This is a genomic window from Mesorhizobium sp. M7A.F.Ca.CA.004.04.2.1 (assembly GCF_004022825.1).
GTDB lineage: Bacteria > Pseudomonadota > Alphaproteobacteria > Rhizobiales > Rhizobiaceae > Mesorhizobium.
The window spans coordinates 1-3,361 of sequence record NZ_RZPH01000674.1 but is presented as its reverse complement, the minus strand read 5'-3'; the positions used below and the strand labels follow the sequence as shown (position 1 = coordinate 3,361).

Annotated in this window: 2 protein-coding genes and 1 pseudogene; all 3 read right to left on the bottom strand. The window is 62.2% G+C overall.

Features of this window, described 5'->3' with window-relative positions; translation table 11 throughout:
* Positions 1–231: pseudogene (locus tag EN893_RS25035) on the bottom strand (thymidylate kinase); the annotation flags it as partial.
* A gap of 139 nt (positions 232–370) precedes the next feature.
* Positions 371–1,534: a D-alanyl-D-alanine carboxypeptidase family protein gene (locus EN893_RS25030; RefSeq protein ID WP_174800326.1), complete on the bottom strand. Its 1,164-nt coding sequence runs from the start codon at positions 1,532–1,534 to the stop codon at positions 371–373.
* Between the two features lie 103 nt (positions 1,535–1,637).
* A complete protein-coding gene (locus tag EN893_RS25025) occupies positions 1,638–2,870 on the bottom strand; it encodes a septal ring lytic transglycosylase RlpA family protein (RefSeq protein WP_128361844.1) in 1,233 nt (410 codons plus the stop codon).
* Between the last annotated feature and the right edge of the window lie 491 nt (positions 2,871–3,361).

The window sequence follows — 3,361 nt, the reverse complement described above, 5'->3', positions numbered from 1 at the left end:
ATCGGACCGCGCGGCGGCGAAAAGCAGCGCTTCCATCTTCGGTCCGAACGGTTCGGCCGCGCCCGAAAGCAGCACATGCCTGACGGCTTCGGCGCCCGGCGAGCCGCCAGGTTCGCGGGTAAGCAGCACATCGTATTTCTTGGCGCGCATCTTCCTGGCCAGCCGCTCGATCTGCGTCGACTTGCCTGCCCCCTCGCCGCCTTCGAAGGTGATGAAAAAACCGCGTGCCAACCGAGAGGCCTTCTTGTCCATGGCTGAATGGGATTGTAGCGCTCTAGATAGTCCGCGTTCGGCCAAACGTCCATGCCGTCATTTTTTGCTTTCATGCACGTCGTTCGCCAAAACCATGGTCAGATTTGAGCGACGTGCCTTAGCGCAGCCAGCCGACCGCCAGTTCCTTGACTGCATCGAGGGCGCGCTGCGGCAGCGTGCCGACGCCGATCGATTCGGCGGCGAAAAGCGGCGTCTCCTGGCTCAGCGTATCGCCGATCCAGACGCGCAGCGCGCCCACCGGCTGCCCCTCCTCCACCGGTGCTGCAATCGGGCCGTCATAGACGATCCTGGCCGTCAGCTTGTCGCGATTGGTGATCGGCAGGAAGATGTCGATCGGACCCTTGGCCTTCAGCATCACCCCGGGCTTGGCGCCGCCAAAAACCTGGGCTTCTCCAACCACCTCGTCCCTGGCGAAGATTTCGGTCTTCTCGAACGAGCGGACACCCCAGTCGAGCAGCTTTCGCGCCTCTTCGGCACGCTCCTTGTCCGAGGCCAGCCCGCTCATCGCCGCGATCACCCGTGTGCCGTTGTGACTGACCGTACCGACGATGCCGAAGCCGGCTGCCTCGCTCGCACCGACCGCCAGGCCGTCGGCGCCGATGTCCATCGCCAGCAGCGGATTGCGGTTCCTCTGCGAGATCTTGTTCCAGGTAAAATCCTTCTGGCCGTAGTAGCGGTAGAAATCCGGATAATCACGCCACAGGTGCAGGGCGAGCTGCGCCAGCTCGCGCACGGTCGTCTGTTGGCCATCCGCCGGCAGGCCGGTCGAATTGACGAAAGTCGACGTCTTGAGGCCGATCTGGCGGGCCCGTTCGGTCATCTGCGCGGCAAAATTGTCCTCGGATCCCGACATGCCTTCGGCGATGATGATGCAGCCGTCATTGGCCGCCTGCACGGTCACGCCCTGAATCAGGTCTTCGAGCCGGATCGACGACTTGAGCTTGGCGAACATCGTCGATGTCCCCGAAGGCGCGCCACCCTTGCGCCAGGCGTTTTCGCTGACGACGAACGTATCGTCGAGCTTCAGGCGACCAGACTTGATGGCGTTGAAAACCACTTCCATGGTCATCAGTTTGGCCATTGAGGCCGGCGGTATCGGCTTGTCGGCATCCTTGGAAAACAGCACCGTCCCGGTCTCGGCGTCGATCATGAAGGCCTGTGCGGCCTTGGTCTCGAACAGCTGCGCGCCGGCCGGAGCCTGGAAAAACAGCAGCAGGCCAAAAACCAGAAGCCCGGCGAGCGGGAGCAAGCGAAATTGCATGATGTTCGACCCGTTGGCCGGCACCGCCGGCAAGCCCGCAAAAAGTATCGGGCTTTTTGCACGGCGGATCAACCGCGTAGCCGAAATCCAGCCTGGCTTGTACTCAGTTGCGCACAGCCAGCGCATCGGGAGCGCCATGCGACCAGGCAGCCTGCAACATCTCGTCCAGATTGCGGTGGCCATCGGGATAGAGATTGACCGAATACCAATCCTCGCCGTCGAGTTCCGAACGCTGGATCTCGATCTTGCCGAAGGCGGCAAGCTGAGCGGCAATACGCTTGGCTTCTCCGGCATCCTCGAACGAACCGGCAGCGACGTAGTCGGTGGACGGACCGGCCGGTGGCGGCTGCCGCTTCCACGATTGAAGCACGTCGGCCGGCGACATCCCGTCGCCACCCATCGCGGCGAAGGCACTTGAGGCGCGTTCGACCCGCTCGTCGGCATAGGACAGCGAGGCCATGGCAAACGGTGATTGCGGCGGCAGATTGATCTGCGGGCGTTCCGGCCCGATCGGGCCGAAATCCGGAAGCGCCAGATCGCCATACGCCGACGACTGCGCCGACATGACCGGCTGGACAGAACCGGAATCGGTCAACTGGCCCGGAAACGGCACGGCCGCGCTGCCCGCAGGCAGGCTTGGCGACGGCCCGTTCATGGCGACCATGACGCCGGTCGGCAGTCCGTCCGACGGGTCGGGCACCCTGTTGCCGGGATGGTAGGAAGCCATCAGATATTGGTCGTCATCGCCGTCAAGCGGCGCGCGGCCGACATATTCGACCTTCACCTGAGCGGTGCCGGTGTTGACATAGTCAAGCATCTGGGCAGCGCGCTCCGACACATCGATGATGCGGCCTTCGTGATATGGGCCGCGATCGTTGACGCGAACGATGACCGAACTGCCGGTCTTGAGATTGGTGACACGGGCATAGCTTGGCAGCGGCATGGTCGGGTGCGCTGCGGTCAGGTGGGTCATGTCGTAGACTTCGCCATTGGCGGTAAGCCGGCCATGGAAGGCATCGCCATACCAGGAGGCCAGGCCGACCTTGGCGTAGCGCTTGTCTTCCTTCGGGTAATACCACTTGCCGCGGACCTGATAGGGTTTGCCGAGCTGATCCCTGCCGCCGCCACGTTGGATGCGCCCATTCTGGGAGATCACACGCGGGCTTGCCTTCACGCCATATTCGGATTCGGCGAAATATTCCTTGGAGCGGGTCTTCTTGTAGACCATCGCTTTCGGCTCGGGCTGCGACGCACAAGCCGCCAGCAAGGCGGCCGACATGGCGAACAACGCGACTGTAGCAGCGCGACGAAGACGCGGTTGCGTCACAGCCTGCATTTTCCTGATGTCCCCTTCAGTCTTGCCTAGACGTCGTATCCAACCGTCGAAGAAGCCGAAACACTCACCCGACCAATACCAGCGACGCCTTCGAACCCCGATCCTTTGTGCGCAGGAATTGCTTATCACGGTATTAACCGATTGTGGCCGCAACCGGGCAAGATTGTGGCGTCTCCACCGCAAGAGCCCTCTGAAAAGTAACGATTTTCGCGCTTCCACGCGAGAGATGTGATGCCCTCTGCCACAGAGAGCCTGGCTTCGCTCCTGCCGGCCATACCTGCCCGTTGACAGGCTTTGTCGGGCAGCGGACCGATAGTCCGGAACAAAGAAATGCGCCGCTAGTTTCATCCGCAGGGCACTCGAACAGAAGGATGAGCATGATGAAAATGGCTTCATTGACAATCGCGATCGCAATGTCACTTTCTGCCGGGTCTGCGATCGCCGCATGCCCGGACAAGTCGGCTTCCAATGCCGGGACGGATGCCGAGCAG